Origin of the sequence: Caulobacter sp. RHG1, from assembly GCF_013181195.1 — a bacterium.
Lineage (GTDB): Bacteria > Pseudomonadota > Alphaproteobacteria > Caulobacterales > Caulobacteraceae > Caulobacter.
This window is the reverse complement of sequence record NZ_SMZP01000004.1, coordinates 44,442-66,480: the sequence shown is the minus strand read 5'-3', so window position 1 is coordinate 66,480 and position 22,039 is coordinate 44,442. Positions and strand designations below refer to the sequence as shown.

The 22,039-nt window shown below is 67.7% G+C and carries 20 protein-coding genes; 6 read left to right on the top strand and 14 right to left on the bottom strand.

The window, feature by feature from the left end:
- The 5 genes from E1H18_RS11400 to E1H18_RS11380 all read right to left on the bottom strand — a co-directional run bounded on the left by E1H18_RS11400 (nucleotide 1) and on the right by E1H18_RS11380 (nucleotide 6,821).
- Entirely contained in the window at nucleotides 1-600 is a 600-nt protein-coding gene (locus E1H18_RS11400; RefSeq protein ID WP_172267920.1) for an FMN-binding negative transcriptional regulator, read from the bottom strand.
- Nucleotides 600-1,328, bottom strand: a complete 729-nt coding sequence (locus tag E1H18_RS11395) for an N-acetylmuramoyl-L-alanine amidase (protein WP_172267917.1) — start codon at nucleotides 1,326-1,328, stop codon at nucleotides 600-602. The genes E1H18_RS11400 and E1H18_RS11395 overlap by 1 nt, the downstream gene beginning before the upstream one ends.
- A complete protein-coding gene (locus tag E1H18_RS11390) occupies nucleotides 1,325-2,218 on the bottom strand; it encodes a DMT family transporter (RefSeq protein ID WP_172267914.1) in 894 nt (297 codons plus the stop codon). The genes E1H18_RS11395 and E1H18_RS11390 overlap by 4 nt, the downstream gene beginning before the upstream one ends.
- 105 nt (nucleotides 2,219-2,323) lie before the next feature.
- Nucleotides 2,324-3,580, bottom strand: a complete 1,257-nt coding sequence (locus E1H18_RS11385; RefSeq protein ID WP_172267912.1) for an alkaline phosphatase family protein — start codon at nucleotides 3,578-3,580, stop codon at nucleotides 2,324-2,326.
- A 22-nt stretch (nucleotides 3,581-3,602) separates the two neighbouring features.
- Nucleotides 3,603-6,821: a TonB-dependent receptor domain-containing protein gene (locus E1H18_RS11380; protein WP_172267909.1), complete on the bottom strand. Its 3,219-nt coding sequence runs from the start codon at nucleotides 6,819-6,821 to the stop codon at nucleotides 3,603-3,605.
- A 176-nt stretch (nucleotides 6,822-6,997) separates the two neighbouring features.
- On the opposite strand from E1H18_RS11380, the gene E1H18_RS11375 reads away from it, so the two are divergent.
- Complete coding sequence (locus tag E1H18_RS11375) at nucleotides 6,998-7,897, top strand: LysR substrate-binding domain-containing protein (protein WP_172267906.1); 900 nt, start codon at nucleotides 6,998-7,000, stop codon at nucleotides 7,895-7,897.
- Between the two features lie 20 nt (nucleotides 7,898-7,917).
- Here E1H18_RS11375 and E1H18_RS11370 read toward each other — a convergent pair whose 3' ends face one another.
- From E1H18_RS11370 to phnX, 3 genes are read right to left on the bottom strand one after another with little or no spacing between them, the layout of a single operon-like run.
- On the bottom strand, nucleotides 7,918-9,318 hold the full coding sequence (locus tag E1H18_RS11370; protein WP_172267903.1) for an MFS transporter: 1,401 nt from the start codon (nucleotides 9,316-9,318) through the stop codon (nucleotides 7,918-7,920).
- 10 nt (nucleotides 9,319-9,328) lie between these two features.
- Nucleotides 9,329-10,456 (bottom strand): iron-containing alcohol dehydrogenase PsrA, encoded by a 1,128-nt coding sequence (psrA, locus tag E1H18_RS11365; protein WP_172267901.1) that lies wholly within the window; start codon nucleotides 10,454-10,456, stop codon nucleotides 9,329-9,331.
- Complete coding sequence (phnX, locus tag E1H18_RS11360) at nucleotides 10,456-11,274, bottom strand: phosphonoacetaldehyde hydrolase (protein ID WP_172267900.1); 819 nt, start codon at nucleotides 11,272-11,274, stop codon at nucleotides 10,456-10,458. Before phnX ends, psrA begins: the two co-directional genes overlap by 1 nt.
- 307 nt (nucleotides 11,275-11,581) lie before the next feature.
- On the opposite strand from phnX, the gene E1H18_RS11355 reads away from it, so the two are divergent.
- Together E1H18_RS11355 and E1H18_RS11350 are read left to right on the top strand one after the other, a co-directional pair.
- Nucleotides 11,582-13,048 carry an NAD(P)/FAD-dependent oxidoreductase gene (locus E1H18_RS11355; RefSeq protein WP_172267898.1) on the top strand — a complete coding sequence of 489 codons (1,467 nt, stop codon included), beginning with the start codon at nucleotides 11,582-11,584 and terminating at the stop codon, nucleotides 13,046-13,048.
- A gap of 71 nt (nucleotides 13,049-13,119) precedes the next feature.
- A complete protein-coding gene (locus E1H18_RS11350) occupies nucleotides 13,120-14,040 on the top strand; it encodes an oxygenase MpaB family protein (RefSeq protein ID WP_172267896.1) in 921 nt (306 codons plus the stop codon).
- A gap of 123 nt (nucleotides 14,041-14,163) precedes the next feature.
- Here the strand turns inward: E1H18_RS11350 and E1H18_RS11345 are convergent, their stop codons facing one another.
- Together E1H18_RS11345 and E1H18_RS11340 are read right to left on the bottom strand one after the other, a co-directional pair.
- A complete protein-coding gene (locus E1H18_RS11345; protein WP_172267895.1) occupies nucleotides 14,164-14,757 on the bottom strand; it encodes a DUF3052 family protein in 594 nt (197 codons plus the stop codon).
- Between the two features lie 2 nt (nucleotides 14,758-14,759).
- Nucleotides 14,760-15,572: a crotonase/enoyl-CoA hydratase family protein gene (locus E1H18_RS11340; RefSeq protein ID WP_172267893.1), complete on the bottom strand. Its 813-nt coding sequence runs from the start codon at nucleotides 15,570-15,572 to the stop codon at nucleotides 14,760-14,762.
- A 174-nt stretch (nucleotides 15,573-15,746) separates the two neighbouring features.
- On the opposite strand from E1H18_RS11340, the gene E1H18_RS11335 reads away from it, so the two are divergent.
- Together E1H18_RS11335 and E1H18_RS11330 are read left to right on the top strand one after the other, a co-directional pair.
- On the top strand, nucleotides 15,747-16,115 hold the full coding sequence (locus E1H18_RS11335) for a response regulator (RefSeq protein ID WP_172267891.1): 369 nt from the start codon (nucleotides 15,747-15,749) through the stop codon (nucleotides 16,113-16,115).
- Between the two features lie 21 nt (nucleotides 16,116-16,136).
- Nucleotides 16,137-16,751, top strand: coding sequence for a pyridoxamine 5'-phosphate oxidase family protein (locus E1H18_RS11330; protein WP_172267889.1), 615 nt, complete (start codon nucleotides 16,137-16,139; stop codon nucleotides 16,749-16,751).
- Between the two features lie 3 nt (nucleotides 16,752-16,754).
- On the opposite strand, the gene E1H18_RS11325 is transcribed toward E1H18_RS11330, so the two are convergent.
- Both E1H18_RS11325 and E1H18_RS11320 read right to left on the bottom strand, forming a co-directional pair.
- The gene (locus E1H18_RS11325; protein ID WP_206679056.1) at nucleotides 16,755-18,056 is read right to left on the bottom strand and encodes a hypothetical protein; all 1,302 of its coding nucleotides are present in this window, start codon (nucleotides 18,054-18,056) and stop codon (nucleotides 16,755-16,757) included.
- A gap of 59 nt (nucleotides 18,057-18,115) precedes the next feature.
- Complete coding sequence (locus E1H18_RS11320) at nucleotides 18,116-19,648, bottom strand: sodium:proton antiporter (RefSeq protein ID WP_172267884.1); 1,533 nt, start codon at nucleotides 19,646-19,648, stop codon at nucleotides 18,116-18,118.
- 185 nt (nucleotides 19,649-19,833) lie between these two features.
- Here E1H18_RS11320 and adhP point away from each other — a divergent pair, with 185 nt between their 5' ends.
- Nucleotides 19,834-20,868 (top strand): alcohol dehydrogenase AdhP, encoded by a 1,035-nt coding sequence (adhP, locus tag E1H18_RS11315; protein ID WP_172267881.1) that lies wholly within the window; start codon nucleotides 19,834-19,836, stop codon nucleotides 20,866-20,868.
- Between the two features lie 69 nt (nucleotides 20,869-20,937).
- Here adhP and dksA read toward each other — a convergent pair whose 3' ends face one another.
- Together dksA and E1H18_RS11305 are read right to left on the bottom strand one after the other, a co-directional pair.
- Entirely contained in the window at nucleotides 20,938-21,366 is a 429-nt protein-coding gene (gene dksA, locus E1H18_RS11310; RefSeq protein WP_172267878.1) for an RNA polymerase-binding protein DksA, read from the bottom strand.
- Between the two features lie 213 nt (nucleotides 21,367-21,579).
- On the bottom strand, nucleotides 21,580-22,017 hold the full coding sequence (locus E1H18_RS11305) for a flagellar assembly protein FliX (protein ID WP_172267875.1): 438 nt from the start codon (nucleotides 22,015-22,017) through the stop codon (nucleotides 21,580-21,582).
- Nucleotides 22,018-22,039: the final 22 nt, after the last annotated feature.

Genomic DNA, 22,039 nt, shown 5'->3' with positions numbered 1-22,039 from the left:
TCAACCCTGGCGCATCAGTTCCGCGATCGGATGATCGCCCAGGCCCGTCGCCGCACCCAGGCGGTCGGCGTCGCTCTTGTTCTGGGAGAGCTTGAACGTGCCCCCCAGGCGCTCGACGAACAGGCGGCCACCCTGGATGCCGCGCAGCATGGCTTCGAACTTGCCGGGCTTCATCTTGTGGCGAGTCCAGGGCGTCTTGGGCAGCAGGCGCGACTCTTCCTGGGCCGAGAGGTCGTCGAGCAGGGCGACCAGTTCCTCGTCGTTCAGCGGAGCGACCGAGCCTTCGGCCTCGACGGATTGGTAGTTCCAGGTCGGGACCTGGTCGGCGCCCGCATACCAGTCGGGGCTGATATAGGCGTCGAGGCCCGTGGCCAGCACCACCGCCCGGAAGCCTTGCGTAAGGTGCGGCGTCAGGACGTTGCCGCGCGACAGGTGGAAGTCGAGCGCGATCTCGCCGTCCAGGTCGCGGATCACGACCGGGCTCTGGACCACGAACGGCCGGCCGCCAGCGGACGCGGCGATGGTCACGAACGGATGGGCGCGCAGGAAGTCCAGCAGGACCGCGCGATCCTCGACGCGGAAGCGATTGTCCGGGTGCATTACTCGGCCGCCGCCCGCAGCAGGCCGACCAGGCGCGCGCGCGTCTCGCCATCGGCGACGCCGTCGAAGCGGGTCTGCAGCCAGTGACGCTGGAAGGCGCCGACCACCGTCGTGGTCCACTCGTCGTACTTGCCGGTCGGGGCGCAGTCGAAGCCCAGGCGGGTGAGGCCCGCTTGCAGCGCGAAGACACCGGTCCCCTCCTCGCCCTGGCCCAGCGGTGCGCCGGGCGATGGCGGCGGCTCGATCCACAGGCCGTGACCGCTCTCGGCGAGGCGCTGCCAGGGAAAGAGTTCGCCCGGATCGATCTTGCGGGCGGGGGCGACGTCGGAGTGACCGAGGATGCGACTGTCGGGGATCATCCAGCGCGAGCGCACGTCGGCCAGCAGGTTGATCACTGCCGCGACCTGGGCCTCGGGGAACGGGCGATAGCCGAACTCGTGACCGGGATTGACGATCTCGATGCCGATCGAGGCCGAGTTGATGTCCTTGACGCCTTTCCAGAAGGCCGCGCCGGCATGCCAGGCGCGGCGCTCCTCAGGCACCAGGCGGACGATGCGGCCGTCTTCCTCGACGCAGTAGTGAGCCGAGACCTTGGCCTCGGGATCGCGCAGACGCTCGATCGCCGCCTCGCCGGTCTCCATGCCGGTGTAGTGCAGCACCACGGTGTCGGGCACGGCCTTGCGGGCATCGAAATTGGGCGACGGGGCCTCGATGAAGGTGAGACTCATTGGGCGCGGTTCCGGATCGACATCAGTAGCGGCATGACCTGATTCCGCCGCAGCGCGATGATCAGAACGCCGAACAAGGCCAGGGCCGCGCCGATCCCCATCCGCAGGTCGAAGTGGTCGTGGGTGACCACGACGCCCAAGGCGATGGTGAACAGCGGCGTCAACAGGGTGAGGGGCGCGATCAGGTTGGCCTCATAGCGTTGGATCAGCCCGTAATAGGCCGTGTGCGCCACGACCGAAACCACCAGGGCGGAGAACACCACCGCCACGACGAAGGGCCAGCCGGCGGCCAGCCCCGCCGAGACCTGCCCCGGCTCCATGAAGCTGCTCATCGCCGCCAGCGGCCATACCGACGAGAAGCCGACCCAGGCCTGAAACTGCAAAGGCTTCACGCCCTGAACCTGCTTCATCATCACAGCCCCCAGCGAGCCGGCCAGGGCGGCCGCAGCGATCAGCCAGAGGCCGGGCGACAGCTGCAGGCCCTTGGGGCTCCACATCACCGTCACCGCGCCGGCCAGGGTCAGGGCGATCCCCACCCCGCGCCGCCAATGGATCTTCTCGCCCAGCATCAGCACCGACAGCAGGGTCGTGAACGGCACGCCCAGCTGGATCACCACCGAGGCCGCTGACGGCGAGGCGGTCTTGAAGCCCATGAACAGTAGGGCGAAGTTCCCCGCCCCCATCAAGAGCGCCACGACTACGATCCGCCAGGTCGGGCGCGGCGCGGGCAACAGCCACGGCAGGGTCGCCAGCATGACCAAGGCGAAGCGCACGGACGCATAGAACAGCGGCGGCACGCCCCAGTGGGCGACCACGATCTTCGAGATGATGTTGTTACCGGCCCAGACCAGGCAGATCAGGACCAGAAGACCGAAGTCGCGCAGGGACATAAGAGCTTGTTCGTGCAGGTTTGGGCTGTCCCTTTAGCACGCTGGTTTTGTAGGGGATCGCCAAATGCACATATTTGACGCCTCGCGATCCGAGGCGTCTCCCGTTCAGCGATACCCCTTGGCCAGCGCCGGCGATCGCGCGGCTGGCAGCAAGACGCCCAGCGCCCTGGCCACGGTCGGCGCGATCTGGCGCATGTCGATGACGCCGAGGTTCTGGCCGGCGGCGACGCCGGGGCCGGTCATGAAGAAGGCCGAGCGCATGTCCGGCCGCACGGTGCGGGTCGAAAAGGCCCCGTGCCCACCCCCGCTGGCGGAGGCCAGAAGCGGTCCCTCCAGCGCCGTTCCCATGCGGTAGCCGGTCTTCAGGGCCACCACCATCTCAGCTTCGGGGGCGAGGCCCAGGCCGGCGATCTCGGCGCGGGCGTACACGCGCTCGATCCCGTTCGCCGGATCTTTCGCGAGCTTGCGCAGCAGGTCCGACAGGCGATCGCGCGTTGCGGCGTCGGCGGGATCGCGCAGCACCACCATCGCCGAACCGCCGACGTACCAGACGAAGGCCGTCCACGACTGCACCCCGCCGGCGGCGTCCACAGTGATGAACCCCGCCTCGACCAGCGCGACGTTGAGGTTGATCGTGTGGGACAGGTCGGCGAAGCCATGGTCGGAGGCGACCACGACGACGCTGTCGGGGTCGGCCTTTCGCTGGGCGGCGATGACCCGGCCCAGTGCGGTGTCGATGCGTTCCAGGACGGCCCTGGCCTCGACGCTGTCCGCGCCATGTTTGTGGGCTTCGTGGTCCAGCGAGACGAAGTGCACCGTCAGCAGGTCGGGACGCTTGGTCTCGATCAGAGCGACGGCGTCGTCGGCGATCTTGGCGTCGTCCTCGTCGGAGCCCTCACGGGGATTGAAGTCGATGTCGCTGGCACCGCCGGTGACGGGCCAGAACAGGCTGGCGGTCGTCAGGCCCGCCGCCTTGGCAGCGCCCCACAGGGTCTGGGCCTTGATCTGGGAATAGGCGCTGTAGCCCGCTCCGCCCTTCTCCGTCGGCGCGAACGGCCGATTGTTGTAGATGCCGTGCTCGGCCGGCAGCACCCCGGTCACCAGCGTGGTGTGGTTGGGATTGGTCACCGTCGGGTTCACATTGATCACGGCCTGAGCGTAGCTGCCCTCGCGCAGAAGGCCGCGCAGCACCGGGATCTTCTGGCCGTGCTTGTCGGCCTGCAGCACCACGTCGGGCCGCAGGCCGTCGATCGAGACCATCAGGACCGGATGACGGCCGTCGGCAGCGCCGGCCGGACTGGCCGACAGGGCTCCCAGCAGCAGGAACAGCATCGGCAGCAGCACGGCGCGGCGCGGAGTCATGGTCGGCGTCCTCTGAGGCTTGTTAGAAGCGGCGGTCGTAGCGCAGGCGGAACTGGCGGCCACGCGGATTGACGGTGCCGACGAAGAAGCCCTCGTCCTCGTCCGCAACGGGCGGCTTGGCGTCGAACACGTTGGCCACGCCCAGGGTGACGGTGTTCAGCGCCTTGCCCGCGCCGTCGCGCTCGCCGAACGCATAGGCGACCCGCAGGTTATGCAGCACCGCCGGCTTGACGCGCATGTAGTAGCGCATGACGCCGTTGTCGTTGACCTCGACGATGCTCTTGGGCTTGCCCAGGGCGTCGTAGATGGCCTGGGTCGTGGCCGCCGAGGTGTCGGCGCTGGCGCCGTAGTAGGTCGCGAACCAGTCCGCCGACCAGCCGCCATGGCGCCAGTTCAGCGCGGCGTTGCCGATCCACTTGGCGCGGCCGTTCTTGCCCAGGTCGTCGATGACCACGCCGTCGTCGGCCAGCTCTTCGTCGCGCTGCAGGTTGCGGGTGGCCTCGCCGCGCAGGGTGAACTGGCCAAGGCCGAACTCGGGGAAGCGATAGCGGAAGCCGATATCGACGCCGGCCAGGCGGCGCGAGCCCAGATTGATATAGTCGTTGATCAGGCTGGTGATCTCGCCCACCGCCGCGCGCTTGGTGGCGTTGGTCGGCTGGGCGGCGTTGTAGGCCGCGAAGGTCCCGCGGTCGGCGTCGGTCGGGGCGCGACGGGTGACGCGGTTGCTGCCGGCATAGGCCGAGGTCCCAGCGCCCAGATCGATCTGATCGATGGTCTTGCCCGAGGCCAGGGCCGCCTTGGTGGCCAGGTCCAGCGCCAGTTCGTCCAGGGCCAGCACCTGGGCGTTGCCGAGGGCGGTGATGGCGTCGCGCTGCTCCATGCGCCAGTAGTCGGCGGTCAGCGACAGGCCGCTGAGGAAGCCCGGGGCGTCCAGCACAAAGCCGGCGACCCAGTTCTTGGCCTTTTCCGGTTCCAGCGTGTCGTTGCCCTGACGGAAGGTGCGGCGCGGACCGCTGTTGTCGACGGCGGCGTTGGTGGCCGCATAGCGGTACGGGTCGGCGGTGTAGTTCACCCGTAGCAGCGGCGTGGTGTTGGTCTGCGCCAGGTTCGGGGCGCGGAACGACTGGTTGTAAGAGGCGCGCAGCTTCAGCCATTCGACCGGGGCCCACAGCACGCTGAACTTGGGCGTGGTGCTCTCGCCGTGGATCGAGAAGCGCTCGTGGCGCACGGCCGCGCCCAGCTCCAGGCGCTCGACCAGCGGCAAGCGGTTGGCGGCCGTCACCAGCGGCAGGGCGACCTCGGCATAGGCCGACTGCACGTTCTGCTGGGCGTCGATGTCGGCGTTGGGGCTCATGGCGATGAAGTCGTTGTCGTCATCGCGCAGATACGGGAACTGCGCCCCCGAGCCGGCCGGGTTCAGGCCCGCATAGGGCGCCTTCCAGGCGTGATAGCTTTCCCAGCGCGCCTCGGCGCCGACGGCCAGTTGCAGGCGACCGCCGCCACCGGGCAGCTGCCACAGCTCGCCCGCCGCCTTGGCGTCCCAGGTGATGATCCGGGTTTCGCCGTAGCGGTTGTCGGTGTCGTACATCGGCTCGGTGACCGAGCTGGGGTTCACGAACGCCTTGTCGACCACGACCTGGTTGTTCACGACCTTGAAGGTCACCGGGAAGGGATTGTAGGCGGTGGCGTCCGTGCGGTTCAGCGCCTGGCGCAGCAAGGACTCGCGATAGATGTTCTCTTCGCTCTCGTGGCTGTGGGCGCCCGAGACCAAGAGGCCGCTCTCCCAGGTCCAGCGCTCGCCGATCCGGCCGCGCAGGCCGCCCAGCGCGCGGAAGAAGCGCGAGTCGACCTGGATGAAGCGCTGCTTGGTGCCCGGCGGGATCAGGCCGGCCACGATGGTGACGTCGGCGGGTGTCCCCAGGATACGCGGCGTGCCGTCGGCATTGGCCCGGCCCAGGGTGTCATAGAAGCGCACGCCGAACGGATTGTAGGGGTTGGAAGCGGGGATATAGAGGCCCGGCTCGTTGACGTTCTGCATGTTGGCTTCTTCCCGCTGACTGCGGGCGCGGGAGCCGGTGAACAGCACGTCGCCGAAGAAGGTCAGGTTGTCGTTGAACTCGTGCTCGACGAAGGCCGCGCCGGTGACACGGTCCAGGCCGGGGATAAGGGTGCGATGCGGCAGGCGGTTGTCGTAATATTCGTCCTCGGGACTGCCCAGGTTCCGCGATGGCGTGGTCTGCTTGAAGTTCACCGCCCCGGCCGCGTCCGGATAGAGGAAGAAGGTGCCGTCAGCCGCCATGGTGGCGACGCCGCCCGCCGGCGCGCCGGTGGTCGAGATCCCGCGATTGCCGTCGGGCCGCGCGCCGTTGAAGGTCAGGAAGTCCGACTGGATGAAGCCGCGGCGATACTGGCCGTAGTGGTTGATCGTGCTGCCGTTATCCAGGTCGTTGTCGAGAGCGAAGGCAGCGCCCGTCGCCGGGTTGGTCACCGCCAGGCCGTTCCAGGGCGCCGGCAGTTTGCGCGTACGGCGCAGGTCGCTCTGCGAGCCCCAGTCGCGACCGCCGAACAGGAGCTGGCTGCGCTTGAAATAGTCCAGCGACACGCTGATCGAGGTCCGGCCGACCTTGAAGTTGTTGGCGGCGGTCAGACGGTATTCGTTGGCGCCGCCGTGCTGGGTGGAGGCGGCGTCGACACTGACCCGGCCGCCCTCGCCCGTCGGAACGATGATGCTGTTGATGACCCCCGCCGCGGCGTCGGCGCCGTAGATGGCCGAGGCGCCGTCGCGCAGCACCTCGACCCGCGACAGCAGCGCGGTCGGGATGACGTTCGCGTTGGGCGACAGAGCCGGCACGCCCTGGTCGGTGCCCGACAACGGGTGCGGCGCCATGCGGCGGCCGTTGATCAGCATCAGGGTGCTGCCCGCGCCGATGCCGCGCAGGTCGATCGAGGCGACGTCGCCGCGCGCGCCTTGCGAGGCGATGGTCGCCTCGTTGATCGACGGCGGACCGGCCGACGGCAGGGTGGCGAACAGGTCCGCCCCGGTGGAGCCGCCGCGCAGGGCGATGTCCGAGGCGTCGATGACGGTCACCGGCAGCGCGCCCTCGACCGTCTGGCGCAGGTTGGTGCCGGTGACGACGATGGCTTCGACGGCGTCGGCAGGTTGCGAGACGGCCTGCGCATGAGCGGCCGTGGCCAGCACGGTCAGCGCCGCGCCGCACAGAATGGAATGACGATAGATCATTTCAGCCCCTGAAATTCCTAGACGGATGGGCGTCGCCTCAGGAGCAGCCGCCGGCGGCGCTCCTTTCGGTCTCTGCCTTGTCGAGGAAGGAAATAGAGGCGCTGTGTGACCTTGTTGTCTTCGTATGCTCCGTGCCTTACCGGTATATCGAACGATAATTTCGTTGGATTGATCGCGTGACCCTGATCCAGCTGCGCAGCTTCATCGCCGTGGCCCGCCACAATGGCTTCACCGCCGCCGCGCGGGTGCTGAAGGTGAGTCAGACGACCATCACCTCGCAGATCCAGGCTTTGGAGGACGAGCACGGCGTGCGGCTGTTCGAGCGACGCGGCCGGCGCATCGAGCTGACCCAGGTCGGCCACGAGTTGTTGCAGATCGCCCACCAGATGGTCGGTCTGGAAGACGATGCGGCGATGATGCTGAAGGACAGCGCCGACCTGCGCAGCGGCGCGCTGAAGATCGGGGCCGTCAGCCCGTTTCACGTCATCGAGATGATCGAAGCGTTCAACGCACGCTATCCGGAGGTCTACCTCTCGATGGCTCTGGGCAATTCAGAGGCGGTGCTGCAGGAGCTGGTCAGCTATGGCTGCGACATCGGCGTGCTGGCCCACGACACTGACGACGACCGCTATTCTTTGCAGCACTATGCCAGCTTCCCGGTGATCGCCTTCGTGCGGCGCGATCACCGGCTGGCGGCGCTGAAGACCATCGAACTGGCCGACCTGGCCAAGGAGAAGCTCTTGATGCGCGAGCGCGGCTCGACCACGCGACGAGCCGTGGAGGAAGGCTTCGCCACGATCGGGGCCACGCCGCGCGTGGCCATGGACATCGGCAGCCGCGAGGCGATCCGCGAGGCGGTGATCCGAGGCCTGGGCATCGGCCTGGTGTCGGAGTCGGAATATGTCCCGGACGAGCAGTTGCATCCGCTGCCCATCACCGGCGCGCCGATCCAGACCCACATCTATGTCTGCTGCCTTCGCGAGCGTCGGCGCAGCCGGATCCTGGCCGCCTTCTTCGACACGCTGCGGCAGACGAAAACGGGAAAAGGCGGCGGCAAGACTGCCGCCGCCTCCTGAGCAGAGCGAAAGGGTCGGGCTCAGGCCGCGACCGGCTCGCTGCCCTCTTCCAGCGAGACGTTGCGGGTCTCGGCGCCCAGTCGCCACCAGATCAGGGCCGCGATCGGTCCCGGCGCGGCCAGGACCATCAGGATGATCAGCGCCCCGGCCGGCGTGCCGGTGGCCTGGAAGGCCCAGGTCAGCATCAGCGGCGCCAGCATCGCCCCCAGCCGTCCGATCGCCACCGAGACGCCCAGGCCCGTGGCGCGGACGTGAGTGGGCAGGATCTCCGAGGCCACGACATAGGCGGTGATATAGGCCCAGGTGACCCCGAACTGGATCAGGCAGTAGCTGCCGACCATGCCGGGCAAAGTCTTGAAGGCGTAGAGCGGCACGATCGCCAGCAGGGTCAGGCCGTAGCTGGCGACCAGCGAACGGCGGCGCCCCATCGCCTCGACCGCGTAGGCCCCCGTCAGGCCGCCCGCCAGCGCGGCGGCGTTGCCCCAGAAGTAGTACAGGGGCAGGTCGGCAGCCGGCACCTTCATATAGGGCAGGATGACCAGGGCCATCAGCGCCAGCACGCCGTAGACCACCGAGGCCTGCGAGAAGTTCAGCGCGCTGGCCAGGCCGCACCGGGCCCGGAACCGGCCGGCAAGGTCGCGGACATTGCGCCAGAACTGGGCCGACTGAACGGCGAAATCGACGGCCGGGTATCGGCGGCGCGCCTGCTCGATGTCGGCCGGCTTGGTCGCCGTACCGGCCACCATCTCGACGATGGCCTCGGCCTCCTCGACGCGGCCCTGCTGCAATAGCCAGCGCGGCGACTCCGGGATCTTGTTGCGGGCCCACAGAAAGAAGATCGCCAGGGTCGCGCCCAGGCCCAGGCCGATCCGCCAGGCCAGGTCATGCGGCAGGGTGTTGAGCAGCCACCACGACACCCCGGCCGAGGCCATGGCCCCCAGCGGAAAGCCCGACAGGATCAGGGCGTCCGTGCGACCGCGATGCTTCTTGGGGAAGAACTCGCCCATGGTCGCGGTAACGGCCGAATATTCGCCGCCGACCGCCAATGCGGTCAGGAAGCGCAGGACCAGAAAGACCTCGTAGTTGGGCGCGAAGGCCGAGGCCAGGCTGAAGACCGCGTACCAGAGCAGGGTCGTCAGGAAGAGCTTCTTGCGGCCGAAGCGGTCGGCAAGATAGCCGAAGCCGATCGCGCCGATCAGCATGCCCACGACCCAGACGCTGACCGTTATCGACCCCTGTGCGGCCGACAAGCCCCACTCCTGGCGCAGCGCGCCCATGACGCTGCCGATGATGTTGGTCTCGAACGAGTCCAGCGCCCAGCCCAGGCCCAGCGCGATGGTCAGGCCGGTGTGGAACTTCGTCCAGGGCATGTGATCCAGGCGGACCAGGGCGTCCGTCTGCAAAACCGAGTTCGTCTTCATGGCGGGCTCGTCAGGCTTGGACGCCAGCGCGCGAGGAGGCGGCGGGCGATGGGAACGGGAAGCGCGCGAGGGCGCCGATGAAGTTGCGGCCGCGAGGGCCTTCAGACGCCTCGGTGACCAGGGCCAGCCAGCGCTCGGGCGTCAGGCCGTAGTCCTGGAAGTCGGTCGACACGCCCATGCTGGCCAGGAAGGCGCGCAGGCGGGCGCTGCCTTCGGACAGGTCGCCGAAGATCTGGGCCAAGGCCGCGTCGCACTGCAGGTCGGCGCCCAGCGCCGCCTCCATCACGTCGGGCAGGCAGAACGAGCAGGCCAGGCCATGGGCCACGCCCTGCTCCAGGGTGATGGCGTAGGAGATGTTATGCGCCAGGGCCGTCTGGGTGTTGGAGAAGGCCAGCCCGGCGCGCAGGGCGCCCAGCGACATCCGTTCACGCGCATCAAGGTCGCCGATGTTGGCGCGCAGGCCAGCCAGACCCGCCAGGATGTCGCGCGCCGCCGCCACGGCCAGGCCGCGCGAAATCGGGTTGGCGTTGACGTTCCAGAGGCTTTCCAGGGCGTGCGACAGCGCGTCCAGGCCGCTGGCCAGGGTCACGCTCCAGGGCAGCGCGACCGTCAGCGCCGGGTCGACCAGCACCGCTTCAGGGTAAAGGTCATCGCGCGCCAGAGAAAGCTTTCGGGCATGTTCGGGATCCCAGATGGTGGCCCAGCGCGTGACGTCGCTGCCAGTGCCCGCGGTGGTTGGAATGGCGAGGATCGGCAGGGCTGCGGTCGTCAGCGGCGCGCCGTCGCGCAGGTGGTCGGCGACGCTTCTCCAGTCCCCTGCCCCCGCGGCCAGGAACTTGGCGGTGTCGATCACCGACCCGCCGCCCAACGCCACCAGCACCTGCGCCGGCTGGCTCGCGACCTGCAATTGCTGGCAAGCCCCCTGCAGCATCGCCAGCGACGGATTGGGCTGGACCTGGTCGACGACGGCGACCGGCGCGCCGGCTCGCGCGATCAGGCGCTCGACATGCGGCGCCAGCGGCGGATCGGGATGGGTGACCAGGGCGTAGGCGCGTCCGGCCAGCAGATCAGCGATCCCGTCCAGGGCGTTCCAGCCGAAACTGACCCGCACCGGATTGCGATAGGTCCAGGGCGTCATCACGGCCGCTCGCCGGCGTCGAGGCGCTGCTGGATCGTGTCGATGACGGGGAGAAGGTCGGCGATGCTCTCGACGACGACGTGCGCGCCGGCGTCGTGCAGACGCTGCGTGGCGCGCTCGAGACGTTGGGCGCGGTCGGCGACGCCGAGGGCGGTCCAAACCTCGAGCGGCAGGCCGACCTCGTTGCCGCTGGCCGAGACGCCGACCGCCCACATGCCGGCCTTGCGAGCGGCTTCAAGGCCCGTCGGACTGTCGTCGACGACGACGCAGCGCGCGGGATCAGCCGCGCCCAGCTCGGCGGCGGCGGCCTGCACCATGTCCGGCCAGGGGCGACCCCGCTCGACGTCGCTGACCGTGACGCAGCTGTCGGGCGCATAGCCCTGAGCGGCGGCCAGCCGCAGGATCCGATCCATGATCTCGCGCGGATAGCCGGTGGTGCTGCCGATGCCGGCGCCGCGCGCGCGGAGCGCCGCGAGGGTGTCCAGCGCGCCCGGGATCAGGCCGCTATGCTCAGTGGTGCTCTGGGCGTCCAGACGCAGGAAGCGGGCGTAGAGGTCGTCGATCGAGGCCTCGGTCGAGGCCGCACCGAAGCGACCGAGCCAGCGGGCCTGGACGTCCGTCGCCGCCAGGATCATCGCGATATGCTCGCGCTTGGCCGCGCCCATCGGCTCGCGCGCTTCGGCCTCGGAGATCTCGAACCCTGTCTCGGCGAACGCCGCCCGGAAGGCGACGACCGGCGCCATGCACCCGAAGTCGATGACCGTACCCGCCCAGTCGAAGATGACCGCGGTGATCGGAGAAGCAGGCGAACTGGACATGGAGAGGCGCTACCGGATGGGAGAAGATCGCTCTCTTTTGCGTATCGTCGATGACAGACCTTTCATCGAAAAGTCCGCGCGAATTCGTTTTATCGACCGATAAATCCGGTTGTTTATATTTCCACCCTGGATGGTGTTTCAGAACCTCGGCACGCAACCGTGCGTCCTGCCCGCAGCATCGCGCACGGCCAGGGGACAGCCGCCACAGTTGACGTATGGTCAAAACGGTCGTCTGTTGGTGAACACTGTTCACATACCGTCACTTCAGGCCAACTGAGGGATGGCGAAACGGGGAGGACGCGGGACCATGGAACATGTCGACGTACTGATCGTGGGCGCGGGGCTGTCAGGGATCGGCGCGGCCTATCACCTGACGAAGCATTGCCCGGGCAAGAGCTACGCGATCCTGGAAGGCCGCGAGGCGATTGGCGGCACGTGGGACCTGTTCCGCTATCCGGGCATCCGGTCGGACAGCGACATGTACACCTTGGGCTACAGCTTCAAGCCGTGGAAGGCCGCCAAGGCCATCGCCGACGGCCCGTCGATCCTGTCCTATGTTCGCGAGACCGCGCGCGAGAACGACGTCGACCGCCACATCCGCTTCAAGCACCTGGTCAAGCGCGCCAGTTGGTCCACCGAGACGGCGACCTGGACGGTCGAAGCCGAGCATGACGGCCAAGTCGTGCAGTTCAGCTGCGGCTTCCTCTACATGTGCTCGGGCTATTATCGCTATTCGGCCGGCTACACGCCGGACTTCGCCGGAAGCGACCGCTTCAAGGGCCGTATCGTCCACCCGCAGCACTGGCCCCAGGACCTCGACTACGCCAGCAAGCAGGTGGTGGTCATCGGCAGCGGCGCCACCGCCGTCACCCTGGTGCCGGAGATGGCCAAGACCGCCGGCCACGTCACCATGTTGCAGCGCTCGCCGACCTATGTGGTGTCGCGTCCCGCCGAGGACGGCCTGGCCAACTGGCTGCGCGCCAAGCTGCCGCCGATGACCGCCTACGGCTTTACGCGCTGGAAGAACGTCCTGCTGTCGATGCTGTTCTTCAACCTGGCCCGCAAGAAGCCGGAGAAGACCAAGGAGCGTCTGATCGGCCTGGTTCGCGAGCAACTGGGCCCGGACTACGACGTCGCGACCCATTTCACGCCGCGCTACAATCCCTGGGACCAACGCCTGTGCCTGGTGCCCGACGCCGACCTCTTCGACTCGATCAAGGCCGGATCCAGCTCGGTAGTCACCGACCATATCGAGACCTTCACCGAGGATGGCATCCTGCTGAAGTCGGGCAAGACCCTGCCGGCCGACGTCATCGTCACCGCCACCGGCCTGCAGTTGCAGTTGCTGAGCGGCATGGAGGTCGTGGTCGACGGCCTCGTGGCCAACCTCGCCCAGTCGATGAGTTACAAGGGCATGATGTTCAGCGACGTGCCGAACCTGGCCTCGGCCTTCGGCTACACCAACGCCAGCTGGACGCTGAAAGCGGATCTGACCAGCGAATATGTCTGCCGCCTGCTCAACACCCTGGACCGCACCGGCGTCGACTACTGCGTCCCGCGCCTGGACGGCGAGATGGAGGTCGCGCCGTGGCTGGACTTCTCGTCCGGCTACGTCACCCGCTCGATGGACCAGTTCCCCAAGCAGGGCCTGCGCAAGCCGTGGAAGGCGCACCAGAACTACGCCCTGGACCTGATGGCCCTGCGCTTCGGCAAGGTCGACGACGGGGTGATGCAGTTCGGGCGGAAGACCGGAACCTTGGCGAAGGCGGCCTAGCTTCCCTATCGGATCTGATAGGTTGCAACCGTCCGCGGGCTCTCCGACCTTTGAAGGGTAAGGAGACCCGCATGGCTGCACCGTCCTCGTACCTGGGCTGGAAGATCGACTACGCCAACCCACCGGGCGAGCCCGCCTATCTGGAGCCGGGCTCGGTGCACTGGCGGGTCTACAAGAACCCGATCGCCCTGGCGGTCGGCGGCGTGGCGGCCGTGCTGCTGGAGTTCGCCGATGCGCGGATCCGTTCGGGCGTCTGGGACCACTCGACCTACAAGGTCGATCCGATCGGTCGCTCCAAGCGCACCGGCATCGCCGCCATGGTCGGGGTCTACGGCCCGCAAGCCGCCGCGCGGCGGGTGATCCAGGGCGTCACCAACATGCATGCCCGCGTGATCGGCGAGACACCCAAGGGCGAGGCCTACAAGGCGCTGGACGTCGAGCTTCTGGATTGGGTCAGCGCCACCGCCGGCTACGGCTTCCTCAACGCCTATGACCGCTTCGTCGCGCCGCTGAGCGAGGCCGAGAAGACCCGGTTCTACGAGGAGGCCCATCCGATCGCCCGGCTCTACGGCGTGAAGTATTCGCCCGGCAGCCAGGCCGATTTCATGGCGATGATGGACAAGCTGGCGCCGCGCTTCGAGCCGCACCCGATCGTCGGCGAGTTTCTGGACATCATCCAGTCGGGCAAGGCTGCGCCGGCCGCGCCGAAGTTCCTGCACAAGGTCCTGGCCCGGGCGTCGGTGTCGCTACTGCCGCCGATCGTGCGTGAGAAGCTGGCGCTGGGCCGCGAGTATGACCTGACGACCTTCGACGCCCTGTCGCTGAAAGCCGCCGGGAAGCTGGCCGAGAAGATCCCGATCAAGTCCAGCCCGCCCAGCCAGGCGAGCGTGCGACTGGGTCTGCCGTATGACTTCCTGTATCGGAGCCAGGCGGAGCAGCGGCGACTGCTGGCGGAGCGGGAAGCAGGCGAACCGAAAGTGGCGTCGGCGTGATGATCCTCCCCCGCGATGCGGGGGAGGTGGCCCAGAGGGCCGGAGGGGGCTAGCTGGACACCAGCCGCATTAGCCCCCTCAGTCGCTCCGCGACAGCTCCCCCGCATCGCGGGGGAGCATCTCTCACCCCCTCCGCACCACGAACCGCAGCGCCATATGCGTCGTCGAGAACGCGCACACCTTGGTGTCCACGAACCCCAGGCCGCGCGCGGCCTCCAGGATCTCGGCGTCCTTCAGCGGCGCGCCCTTGCCCTTCTCGGCCACGACCCAGACCGCGCCCTGGTCGGCCAGGGCGCCAGCCCAGTCCTCCAGACGGTCGAGATCGGCCAGGTCCTCGGCGGCCAGGAACAGCAGCTCGACGCCTTCGTCGGCCTCGACCGGTTCGACGCGGGTTTCCAGCTCGGCCAGGAACGCCTCGTCCTCCACCCCGTCGATCACCACGGTCATGCCGGCCTTCACGCCCAGCTTGTCCAGACGCGTGGGCGGGTTCTGGATCGCGTGGACCCAGGCCTCGGCTTGGCCCGGCTCTAGCGTGAAGCGCGTGCCGTCGCGCAGCACCAGGTCATCGCCTTCGGCCCGCACCTGCTTGAGGGCATGGCCCTGGTAGATGCCGCGATAGGCTCCGCGGAAAATCAGCTTGGGCGGCTCCCACAGCAGCTTGCCCTCGCTGTCGCCCTCGGACAGTTGCCCCCAGACGCCGCTTGCTTCCTTACCCATGCCTACTTGCCTTCGAACTTCGGTTGTCGCTTCTCGAGGATGGCGTCGACGCCTTCCATGTGGTCCTCGGTGTGGTGGGCGATGGCCTGGGCGGCCGCGCTCATCTCCATCAAGGTGTCGTAGCTGGCCGTCTGGCCGTGCTTGAGCAGGCTCTTGCCCATGCGCAGGGCGTGCGGCGGCTGCTGCGCGATGCGGTTAGCCAGGGCCAGGGCCTCGTCCATCAGCGTGTCGGCCGGTACCGACTTGCTGACCAGGCCCCACTCGGCCGCCTTGGCCGCGTCGATGACGTCGCCGGTAAACAGCAGTTCGGCCGCGCGGCTCATGCCGATCGTGCGCGGCATCAGCCAGGCGCCGCCATCGCCGGGGATCAGGCCCAGCTTCAGGAAGGTGACGCCGAACTTGGCGGTGTCGGCGGCGATGCGGATGTCGGTCATGCAGGCCACGTCGCAGCCCAGGCCGATCGCCGCGCCGTTGACCGCCGCGATCGACGGGACCTCCAGGCCGTAGATGGCGCGGACGATGCGGTGGATGTTCTTGCGATAGCCATCGCGCACGGCCACGCCGTTGCCGCCGAACGCGCCTTCACGGGCCTTCATCGCCTTGACGTCGCCGCCGGCCGAGAAGGCCTTGCCCGCGCCAGTCAGGATCACGCAGCGGATATCCTGGTCATCGTTGATCGCCTCGCAGGCGGCCGCCACCTGGTCGCCATCGCCGGGCGCGCCCAGGGCGTTCATCGCCTCGGGGCGGTTCAGCGTGAGGATGGCCACGTGGCCGCGCTTCTCGGTGAGGATCAAGGGCTTGAGGTCAGAGGGCATGGGGGCGTTCCTGCGTATTGTTTGTTTTGCCCCTGCATAGCCTGCTTTCCGCCGCCGCGCAGCCAAGCGGCGCCACACAACCAGTGCGTTCACACCGATCACGAAAACGCGATTGGCGATTATTTACGCAGCACCCTTGAAGTAACAGTTGGGACGAAGACGAAGGCGCGGTGAATGACCGAGCACGCGAAGGCCCGACACGTGTTGATTATCGAGGATGAAATCCTCGTCGCGTTCGAGGTCGAGGCCCTTCTGGCGGAGATGGGCTTCACGAGTTTTGATTTCGCCGACAGTCCGGCGGACGCCTTGGCCATGGCCACGGCCCATCCGCCCGACCTGATCACGGCCGACTATCGCATCGTCGGCGGCACGGGGCTTGAGGCCGTCGAGGCCATCCAGCGGCTTCTGGGTCGCATTCCGGTCGTCTATGTCACCGGCAACGCCGATCAGCTTCGAGGCCAGGTCAAGCCGATCGTCGACAAGCCGATCTCGCGCCGCCACCTGGCGGCCGCCTGCGTGGACGTCGGCCTGCCCACCCCCTAGAGTGGAGGGCGGGAGGCTGCGATGCACGAGATCACCACGCTGGAAGCGCTCGAGGCGCTGTACCGGCCCGCCCCCGTCGCCGCCTCGACCGTCAAGGTCACCGACCACATCACCCCGCACTATGCCGCGCTGATCGAGGCCTCCCCCTTCGTGGCCCTGGCCACCGTCGCCCCCGAGGGCCTGGACTGCAGCCCACGCGGCGACCTGCCCGGCTTCGTCCGCATCGCCGACCGCAAAACCCTGATGCTGCCCGACCGACGCGGCAACAACCGCATCGACAGCCTGCGCAACATCGTCCGTGACCCGCGCGTGGCGCTGCTGTTCCTGATCCCGGGCTCGGGCACGACCTTCCGCGTCAACGGCCGCGCGGTGCTCAGCGCCGATCCGGACCTGCTGACCAGCTTCGCCGTCGACGGCAAGCCGCCGCGCACGGTGATGGTCGTCACGGTCGAGGAAGCCTACTTCCAGTGCGCCCGCGCCATCGTCCGCTCAGGCTTGTGGAAACCGGAGAGCCAGGTCGCGGCAGCCAGCCTGCCCACGCCCGGCGCCATGCTGGCCGCGGTCACGGCCGGCGAGGTCGGCGGCGAGTCCTACGACAAGGAGTGGCCGGAGCGGGCAGCCAAGACAATGTGGTGAGTTCTATCGTTGCAACCTGCGCTGCCGCTCTTCCCAAGACGTGAAATTTTCGTCCACGACGCCCAGCGCTTTGAGGCGGGCTTGGTATGGCGCCTGGATCGGTTTCGGCAGGTTCTGGAACATGCCAAAGACTGCGCGGGCATTGTCGTAGGCTGCACCGCTTCCCGTCCTCTGCCCCTTCTCCACCAATGCCATGGCGGGCTCCAAGCGGTCACCTAGCAGGCCGGGTCGCTGGGCCAGGTTGCCAAGCCTCGGCCAAGGCGCCGACACGCCAGGCTCAGCCAAAATCTGATCCAAGGCGACAAGCTCCAAACGCGCGGCCCTATCCCTCGACAATCTGTCGGCCGCCTCGATGACAGCACGGTCGACTGGCCTGCGATCGGCGGGCGCGATCAATTGCAGCCCCAGCGCCCGGGCGGCCAAGCGGTTACTCGCCTCCAAATCTTTGTCACGCCCGCTAAGCGACCAGTCCAGGGCGGGCATGAACCCAAACTTGCAATCCCAAGAATTGTTGCCGCTGTTGAGGCCACAACCCAAGATGGGCAAGGGAATCCAAGATCTAGGAACCTTGTCCGACGCTCGCAGCACTTTACGGAGCCCATTTGCGGCAGAAATGGTGATGGTTACATCTCGCTGCTCATCGTCAGATCGCTCGAACGTGACTTCAGCTGTGGGCATCGTTGGGATCTCGGGCCCCGACCAAACACAGACCCTCTTGTCAAATTCACGCTGCCTGGTTTTGCCGCCAGATTGTCTCGCCGCCCAGATCCGCACGTGTTGCACCCCGGCGTCGTTTGCCCCCTCGCCCGCCTTGCTTAGCCCTTTGCACTGGTCCATCGACGCCAGACGAACGGCGGAATAGCGCACATCGGGAAACGTCGCATCGCGCTGGAAGACTGAGGGCAAGCTCGTATGGGCGACGAACCAGTCCGCGCGATTGTCTGGGTCCGAACGGTCGACCTTGTCGCCACGTAGCACCAGCGCCTGTGTGCGAGGGTCGAACAGCGCCGGCCCAATGCTGCTGCCTGCCTCAGCGCGTTTGAGCGCACGCATGTCCATATATTCGCTGACGCCAACCCACGCCGCGTAGCTCCCGAACCAAAGCACCGGCAAAATCAGCCAACGCCGCATTCCAGGTATCTTAGCCGCCTCGATCGCGATGCCGATAAAGGCGCCGTTCACCAGCAAGATCGACCAGAACGGCGCCGCCAGCATCATCAGCACGATCCCGATCGGTGGGATCATCTGGAGGATGAGGACGACGACCTGCACCAGAAGGAGGCCAAGGGCTTTGGGTGCGTGCATGACAGCACGATGCACAACCTTAGATAAAATTACCGCTAAGGCGTCCGTAGTTTACCGCCCTAACTCTCCTCGATCTGGCGCTGGTCGTCGCGACTGATCGAGACCTCTTCGAAGTCCAGTTCCTCCTGCACGATCAGGAAGGCGTCGGCGCCGACGATCTGTTCGTCGCGCAGCTCCTCCAGGCGGACGCGCTGGCGGGCGATCGCCTTCAGGCCCAGCGTGCAGCGGGCTTCCAGCAGACCGGTCGCGGGCGGGAAGCCGGCGGGCACGGCGGCGAAGCGGAAGCGCCAGTGGTCGGCGGCTTCGCCCTGGTCGTGTTCCAGCGCCTTGAGGGCGGCGGCGGCGAGGTCGGCGCGCACACGGACCAGTTCGGCGTCGATCCCGGTCTCGCCATCGAGGCCCAGCAGCTTGACCAGCGGCGACAGGGTCAGGCCCTGGATGACCAGGGTGGCCAACACCACCGCAAAGGCGGTCAGCACCACCAGGTCGCGCTGCGGGAAGTCGGCCGGCAGGGCGAAGGCGGTCGCCAGAGTGACCAGACCGCGCATGCCGCACCAGCCGACCAGCACCCCGTGGCGGAGGTTGGGCTTATAGCCGCCGCGCAGGTTGGGGATCAGCTGGGCCAGGCGGATGTAGATCAGCACCCAGGCCATCCGCACGACGATCAGGCAGGCGATCACCGCGCCAGCGAAGCCGGCCGCCTCGACCAGTCGTTCGCGGCTCATGTCGGCCAGGATGATCCGCGCCTGCAGCCCCATCAGCAGGAAGGCCAGGACGTTCAGGAAAAACACCGCCGAGGTCCAGACCGCGAAGCTGTGGATCCGCATCCGGGGCGGCGTGCGCAGGCCGGCCCGACGGGCGATGGTCATGGCGAAGGCGACCAGGCACAGCACGGGCGACAGGCCCAGCCGCTCGGCGACCACCCAGACGCCGAAGGCGGTGACGAACTCCAGGACGTTGCCACCCAGGGTGCCGCTGACCAGCGGGTTGAGCGCGCGCAGGACGTAGGCCAGCAGCACGCCCAGCAGCACGCCGCCCGGCGCGGCCAGGGCCAGCCGCCAGGCCAGGTCGCCATCGACCTCGCCCCGCGCCTGGAAGGCCAGGGCCGCCGAGAACAGCAGCAGGGCCGAGGCGTCGTTCAACAGGCTCTCGCCCTTCAGCACCGCGATCGAGCCGCGCGGCATCCGCACGCTGCTGAGGACGGCGGTGGCGGCGGCCGCATCCGGCGGCGCAACGATCGCGCCCAGCGCCAGAGCCGCGGCGATCGGTAAGCCGGCCATGGTCACGCCCAGCCAGGCCACTGCGCCGGCGCTGAACACCACCGCCATCACCGCCAGGGCGAACAGCGGCCGCCACAGCTTGCGCGCGTCGCCGACCGGGAAGTCGAACGCCGCGTCGACCAGGGCCGGAGCCAGGAATAGCGCCAGGGTGGTGTGCGGCTCCAGCGAGATGCGCGGCGCGCCCGGGACCAGGGCGATACAGACGCCGGCGGCGGCCAGCATGGTCGGATAGGGCACGGTCAGTCGACGCGACACCTGTAGCAGCAGAACCGCCGCCAACAGCAGGACCAGCAGACTCTCAAAGAAGCTCAAGCGGCGACCTCCAACCGTTGAGCAAGGTTAGGGGGCAACTTGACGTTCGACACAACGCTGTTTGTCGCCCGCCGGACTGTCGCAGTTCTGCGACGCTTCGCGCCCCTCCCCTGCCCGCCCGTCTAGCCGCGCCGGTCCCCGCGGCCGAGCCTGTCCGCAGAGGAAACGAGAAAGGAACTCCGCCCATGGCCAAGACGATGAAGGCCGCCGTCGTGCGCGAATTCGGCAAGCCGCTGGTCATCGAGGACGCGCCGATCCCCGAGCCCGGTCCCGGCCAGATCCAGGTCCGCATCCAGGCCTCGGGCGTCTGCCACACTGACCTGCACGCCGCCGAGGGCGATTGGCCGGTCAAGCCGAACCCGCCGTTCATCCCGGGCCACGAGGGCGTCGGCTTCGTCTCCGGCGTCGGCGCCGGGGTCAAGCACGTCAAGGAGGGCGACCGCGTCGGCGTGCCGTGGCTCTACAGCACCTGCGGCTATTGCAAGCACTGCCTGGGCGGCTGGGAGACCCTGTGCGAGAGCCAGCAGAACACCGGCTACTCCGTGAACGGCGGCTTCGCCGACTATGTCGTCGCCGATCCCAACTTCGTCGGCCATCTGCCGAAAGAGATCGGCTTCAACGAGATCGCGCCGGTGCTGTGCGCCGGGGTCACGGTCTACAAGGGCCTGAAGGTCACCGACACCAAGCCCGGCGACTGGGTGGTGATCTCCGGCGTCGGCGGCCTGGGCCACATGGCCGTGCAGTACGCCAAGGCCATGGGGATGAACGTCGCCGCCGTCGACATCGACGACGCCAAGCTCGACCTGGCCCGCCAGCTGGGCGCGACCGTCACCGTCAACGCCAAGACCAGCCAGGACCCGGCCGCCGAGATCAAGAAGCAGACCTCGGGCGGCGCGCAGGGCGTACTGGTCACGGCCGTCTCGCCGATCGCCTTCCGCCAGGCGCTGGGCATGGTCTCGCGCGGCGGCACCGTGGCCCTGAACGGCCTACCGCCCGGCGACTTCCCACTGTCGATCTTCGACATGGTGCTGAACGGCGTGACCGTGCGCGGCTCGATCGTCGGCACGCGCCTGGATCTTCAGGAGTCGCTGGACTTCGCCGCCGACGGCAAGGTCAAGGCGACGATCAGCACCGCCCGCCTGGATGACGTCAACGACGTCTTCGCGCGCATGCACAAGGGTCAGATCGAAGGCCGCGTCGTCCTGGACCTGACCCAATAGGCTGAAACAAAAACGGCCCGGGGCTCCCCACCCCGGGCCGTTCGAAACACATAGTCGCCTGAGTGTCGCTTAGTCGTCGCGGTGGACGCGTTCGCGGCGCTCGTGGCGTTCCTGGGCCTCGACACTCATGGTCGCCGTAGGGCGAGCATCCAGTCGGGCCAGACCGATCGGCTCCCCCGTCTCCTCGCAATAGCCATAGGAGCCATCCTCGACTCGGCGCAGGGCCTGGTCGATCTTGGAAATCAGCTTCCGTTGGCGATCGCGGGTACGAAGCTCGAGCGTACGATCAGCTTCCGAGGACGCGCGATCGGCTAGATCGGCGTGGTTCTCGGTTTCTTTCTGGAGATGAGCAACCGTCTCGCGAGATTCGCGGAGGATTTCCTCTTTCCAGGCCAGCAGCTTGTTCTTGAAATACTCAAGCTGCCGGTCGTTCATAAAAGGCTCGTCCTCGGAAGGACGATACCCAGACTCTTCGACTAGAACAGTGGCCGTTTGCATTAACGCCTCACGCCCCAATGAACGCAGCCCGAAACGGGCGGGTGCTTATACCAAAAGGTGAGCCGCGTTCAATGAACCTCGCGTGAGTAGCGCGTTCAGCACGCGCCGCTCCCGTGCGGGGCCCCAGACCGCGACGACGACAGGTGTAAAACGCGCGAACCGGCGAAGCGTGGCAGCAAGAAAACCAATTTGGTTCCCTGCCCCCGCTCATGGTCAGCGGCCTTGGCTCTGAAGCTTGGCCAGCTCGACCGCGGCGCGGGTCTCGATCTCGTTGAGGACGCCCTCAAGTTTCGGGTCGTCGGTATTCTCGCGCTGCTCGCGGATGGCGCGGGTCAGGCGGTCCAGCGTGCTGTGAGAGATGTCGCCGTCGATCATCGCGACGCGAACCTCGCCCAGGATGTCCAGGATCTGGTCGGCGCGGCGCACCGCGCGCTTCTTGCGTTCCAGCGGATTGCCGACCGCGCCGGTCTCCTGCAGGGCCAGAAGGGCGTCGACCGAGCCGACGCCCGACAGGCCGCCGACTGCAGCCGTGCTGGCCGCGCCGCTGGCGGCGTTGACCGAGGGCAGCGAAAAGCTCGACGACGAACCGCCGGCCGGTTTGGCCCGCGATGCGCCGGCCGCTCCTACGCTCCCCGTGCCTGAAACCTTCATCCAACAGCTCCAAAAAGCTCAC